This is a genomic window from Microcoleus sp. LEGE 07076 (assembly GCF_015207455.1).
Lineage (GTDB): Bacteria > Cyanobacteriota > Cyanobacteriia > Cyanobacteriales > Microcoleaceae > Microcoleus.
Map to the genome: position 1 here is coordinate 1 of NZ_JADEWV010000315.1, position 5,005 is coordinate 5,005.

At 44.6% G+C, this 5,005-nt stretch carries 3 protein-coding genes and 1 pseudogene; 2 read left to right on the forward strand and 2 right to left on the reverse strand.

Annotated elements, in window-relative coordinates; translation table 11 throughout:
- Nucleotides 1–559: 559 nt before the first annotated feature.
- The gene (locus IQ270_RS28060; RefSeq protein WP_228056777.1) at nucleotides 560–1,735 is read left to right on the forward strand and encodes a sensor histidine kinase; all 1,176 of its coding nucleotides are present in this window, start codon (nucleotides 560–562) and stop codon (nucleotides 1,733–1,735) included.
- Nucleotides 1,736–1,809: 74 nt separating this feature from the next.
- Here IQ270_RS28060 and IQ270_RS28065 read toward each other — a convergent pair whose 3' ends face one another.
- A complete protein-coding gene (locus IQ270_RS28065) occupies nucleotides 1,810–3,990 on the reverse strand; it encodes a Na-K-Cl cotransporter (RefSeq protein ID WP_193976410.1) in 2,181 nt (726 codons plus the stop codon).
- A gap of 527 nt (nucleotides 3,991–4,517) precedes the next feature.
- Entirely contained in the window at nucleotides 4,518–4,619 is a 102-nt protein-coding gene (locus IQ270_RS28070) for a cytochrome b6-f complex subunit PetL (protein ID WP_193976411.1), read from the reverse strand.
- Between the two features lie 80 nt (nucleotides 4,620–4,699).
- On the opposite strand from IQ270_RS28070, the pseudogene IQ270_RS28075 reads away from it, so the two are divergent.
- Nucleotides 4,700–5,005, forward strand: a pseudogene (locus tag IQ270_RS28075) (3-dehydroquinate synthase); the annotation flags it as partial.

A 5,005-nucleotide genomic window follows, 5' to 3' on the forward strand; every position in this document is an offset into this window, starting at 1 on the left:
CCCCAACCCTCCCCGAAGCTGCGGGGAGAAAGTAATAAATTCACAAATAATGCGAGGATTGCTACATATCTCTGGATGCTGTATGTTCAGTCTGCTTGCTTGTTAGGTGTAGCAAATGTTACAAATTAGATGATTGTGTTCGATCGATGTGCTAACTTAACAAAGCTTAGCAGAGTGTCGATCGCCAACCTAACTGGGAGCATCTCTGTCGGAAAGCAGCCCTGCTCGAAATTGAATGCCCGAGACTGCGAGACAGGAGAAAAGAGAAAGAAAGAAGGAGTCAAAAGAAGTGTTTTTACTCTGATGAGATGAACACACCTAACTTGACTATTAATAGCTATTTCTTTAAACCAAAATATCATCAAGTGTATCTATAACAATTATCATAAAATTAAACTCTGCCTGTGACAGGCCCTCGATTACTAATTACCCAAAATCCCAGATTGCATCATTTTAAACAGAAGCAAGTTAAATTTATTTTTCAGATTGATTAACCTCTATGACTCTCGATATCTTATTGATTTTTCCATTGTTACTGATTGCGTTGGGAGCAGCTTTTATGCTCTTGTCAATCTTCAAAACTCAAAAAATCTTAGATTTACTCAAAAAAGAAACTGGATACCTAGCTTGGAAAAATTTGCGGTTTTTGATGTGTGTTTTTCTAGTTGGATATTGTTTCGCGTTGTTTTTACTTGTTAATCAACAGTGGCAATTACTTCCTATTTTGATTGGCTTAGTATTTGGCCTGGGTTCGCTATTTGTTTTGCTTAGCGTTAATATCTATCACTACACATTCCAGCAATTATTAGCAACACGAGTCAGTCAAGAGGTTTACCGTCAAGCTCAAATCGAAACAGAGACTACCTTAATTGAGCTACAAAGAACCCAGGCGAAGTTGATTCAGAGCGAGAAAATGTCCAGTTTAGGACAAATAGTGGCAGGTATTGCCCACGAAATTAACAATCCGGTTGGTTTTATTGACGGCAACCTCAGATATATCGAACAATATACTCAAATAATACTGCACCTGATACAGCTTTATCATAAATACCTGCCCCACCCTCCTACTGAAATTCAAACTGAACTAGATGCGATCGATCTTGATTTTATCAAACAAGATATTACCAAAATATTACACTCTATGAATGTCGGTACTACCCGAATTAAAAATATTGTATCGTCGTTACGCAACTTTTCTGGTTTAGATCGAGCTGAGCTTAAAGAAGTCGATATTCACGAAGGAATTGACAGCACTTTATTAATTTTAAATCATCGCTTGAATGCTACTTCCATCCGCCCGCAAATTTCGATCGTCAAAGAGTATGAATCGCTGTCAAAAGTTGAGTGCAATGCAGCAGAATTGAACCAAGCAGTGATGAATATTATTGCCAATGCTATTGATGCAATTGACGAAAAAATTTTCCAACAAAATACGGATGGATTTGAAACAATTTTAGGTCAGATTACTGTTCGGACATCGATAGTTAATCAATTTGTTCAAATTGCGATCGCCGATAATGGATGCGGCATACCGCAATCGATTCAAGGGCAAATATTCAATCCTTTTTTTACCACCAAAGATATCGGTCAAGGTACAGGAATGGGTTTGTCTATTAGCTATCACATTATTTGCGAAAAACATCGCGGTCAGCTAAACTTTTCCTCAACTCCCGGAAAACTAACGGAGTTTACAATTCAGATTCCGATTAAATACGGGCAGGGTGTCCCGTTATAGGCGGAGGCTTAGCGTCCGGCGCTAAGCCACAATAAATTAATCGCAGCAAATTCTTTGGGGTAGGGAATGCGAGTTCAAACACTATCACTCAAGATTTCTTCAAAGGCAAAATCAGGAGCTGCCAAAACAAACAGAGTTGTGGGTAATCCTGTTGCTCTGGTCTGCAATTTTTCGTAGTATTGAGTGTAATCTTGGATGTCTCCGGGGACAGCCATTCCTAAAAAAATTAGGTCGGCTTTTTCCGAAGAATCGTGGAGAATCTGATTGAAGGATCTGCCGTCGGCTACTAAGACTTGTGGCTGGGCTTCGATGCGTAAATCTGCGATCGCGCGGGCGAGATTGCTTTCGGCCGAACGAGCAGCATCTTGGTTTTTTACCACTAATTTGAGATAAATCGTAGATTCTCGCCAATCGATTTCTGTGCGTAACAAATAGGCCAACAATAGCATCAAACTACCGTTAGCTTTCATTCCCCCCCACCAGACATCAATGCGGCGGCGCGCCCCAAACCCGCGATCGGGATTTTCTCGCAAAATAAGGATACTGCGGCCGGCCCGGTGAATCGCTGCGATGTTCTGGCAGTATTGCTCGCGCCGTTCTGCACTTTCGCTATCCCCCAAAAGAATGGTGTTGGGAACCAAAGACCCCAATCCGTATGACTCAACCAGCCGCTGGGCCCCTACAAAGGGATCGGTCGCCGTTAAAACGCGCACAAGGGCTTGAACGCCTCTGCGTTCGAGATAATCCCGGATAGTCGCTTCTAACTGGGTTTGTTGGGCTAAATTCCGAGAGCCGCTGGGCAGAATGGTGGCAACCGTAATTAGTCCTCGGTTGTGGGTAAACGCATCAGCTAGTTCGATCGACGACCAGTGTTTAGTCGGCGCACCGGATAGTACCAAAATATGGGGTCGCCAGTTTTTCGTGTCTTCTTCTGTACCCAACTTAAATATGCAAAAGCGCAACACAGCCAGCCAAACGCCCCGCCGCACGTCTCCCCATGCCGACATCAATTCTCGCTGTTGCAGCCAGAAGTAGATTCCCAGGACAATAATTGCGGCTACCACAGTAGCTACAGCATCAATTAAAAACATCACCCCCAAACAGCCTAAAGCTCCCAATAGGGATAGAGACCAATGGACGCGAAAGGTGGGGCGAAACGAGGGACTTTGCAAGAATCCTTCTATTCCGGCGGCGACGTTGAGGACTAAATAAGTGGTGAGAAAAAACATGGTTAAGACGGGGGCGATCAGGTTTAGCTCGCCGATACAAACCGTCGCGGTTGCAATTCCCAGAGTTACCGCAGTCCCGATGCGCGGCTCATCGTTCGGGCCGCTTCCCTGGCCGAGAAAGCTCATCCAGCGAGGAAAGATCCCATCTCTAGCTAACGCTTGCAAAACGCGGGGTGCGCCGAGAATGCTACCCAGGGCGCTGCTCAAGGTTGCTCCCCACACGCCGAACAAAATTGCCGGCCCCCACAGAGATATCTGTTTCATGATCAGGGGATTTTCGAGCAGACTCTGGGTATCTGCTCGCATAGACAGAATCACGGGTAATCCCATGTAGATGAGATATCCTGTCCCTACGGCAGCTAGGGTTCCTACGGGGATCGATCGACTCGGATCTCGCAAGTCTCCCGACATACTCACCCCGGCCATAATTCCTGTCACGGCGGGAAAAAATACGGCAAATACTGTCCAAAAGGGTTCTCCCGAAGCGGGAGTTTGAAACATCTGCGGGTTGGGGATTTCTAGGGGGTTGCCCAATAAAAGGGAGATCAAGGAAAGGACGATCGCTGCCATAATTGCGTACTGAGCGCGAATGGCGATTTCTGCGGAAGTCAAGGCCAATACTGCTACCAATACCGTTGTAATCAATGCTACGTACAACTGATTGAGTTGAGGGAATGTGGCGACAACGCTTTCGGCAAACCCGATCGTGTAGAGGGCTACCGAGAGGGCTTGGGCAAGATAAAGGGGAATGCCCACAGCACCGCCAATTTCTAATCCTAGGGAACGACCGATCATGTAGTAGGCTCCGCCTACCCTAACGACGCGATCTGTGGCGATCGCGCTGATAGAAAGCGAGGTTAAAAAGGTAATGCTGGTGGCGAGGGTGACGATAATCAAGGTTCCCACCAAACCAACATTCCCCACAACCCAACCAAAGCGCAGATACATAATTACGCCCAGGATCGTCAAAACTGAGGGCGTATAGACACCACCGAATGTTCCTAATCCAGATGATTTTTTCGTCATAAGCTGTCGCGCATTTGAATTGTATATTCAGGGCGGGCGGGACGCCCAACCCCTACTCCCCACAAGAGTTGGATTTTTTTAGAGATAGAATTTAAATGCTGCCACAGCTTACATACTGATTTACACAAATAACCATATAACTTTATAACTTTTTTTAGCGAAATATGACGTCTTCTAGGATTTCTCGTATTCGTACTTTATCACTTATTTATGAGCCGCCGTCACCAGTTTTTTTTCACAAATACTGGTCAAAAAATCTGAATAACGGTAAAAAATGTTGGAGAGATTGTGACTCTGCAACCCATGTAATTAAGGAGCAGCAGGTACTTCACGGAATTTGATAACTGCTCTAGATCCAATCTGGTTAATTATTTATGAAATTTATTCTCTAAGGTTTCGATCGACCGAAGCATTTGCAGGCTAAATCTCGTCGCAGAAAAATTAGAGATTTTTTGCACAAATACTTCGTCCGATCGGTATTTTTACCAGAATTCAAATGTTCTGGTTCTCACATTCTCATCGGTCAATTAGATGAGTTTGACAGCTCGCAGACCAAACATCAGCACTGTCGCCAAACCGACCATGCCGCCGAAAATCCCAAAATAAGCTATTGCTCCGGTAAGAGTCATTGCAATTTCTCCCAAACAATCAATAAGAAGACATACACTAAGAACTATAATCTAAAATCTAATATCTAAAATCAATAAATATGCACTCAGTGATAAAAGTTGACTTGGGGTCTCAATCTTACAATGTTTGCGTGCGATCGGGCGGTTTAGACGAACTCGGCACCCTGATGGGCGATCTAAGTTTAGGCAAAAAAGTGCTGCTGGTCTCAAATCAGTCGATTTTTCGGCAGTACGGCGAAACAGCAACAGCAGCCCTGGAATCTGCGGGTCTGGAAGTCAGTAGCTGCATCTTACCACCGGGAGAACAATACAAAACTTTAAATTCGATCCAGAAGATTTACGGTGCGGCTTTGGCAAATCGCTTGGAACGTTCCTCGACAATGGTG

Coding starts and splice junctions, on each gene's coding strand:
- IQ270_RS28060 (WP_228056777.1), top strand. CDS start 560: ATGCTCTTGTCAATCTTCAAAACTCAAAAAATCTTAGATTTACTCAAA.
- IQ270_RS28065 (WP_193976410.1), bottom strand. CDS start 3,990: ATGACGAAAAAATCATCTGGATTAGGAACATTCGGTGGTGTCTATACG.
- IQ270_RS28070 (WP_193976411.1), bottom strand. CDS start 4,619: ATGACTCTTACCGGAGCAATAGCTTATTTTGGGATTTTCGGCGGCATG.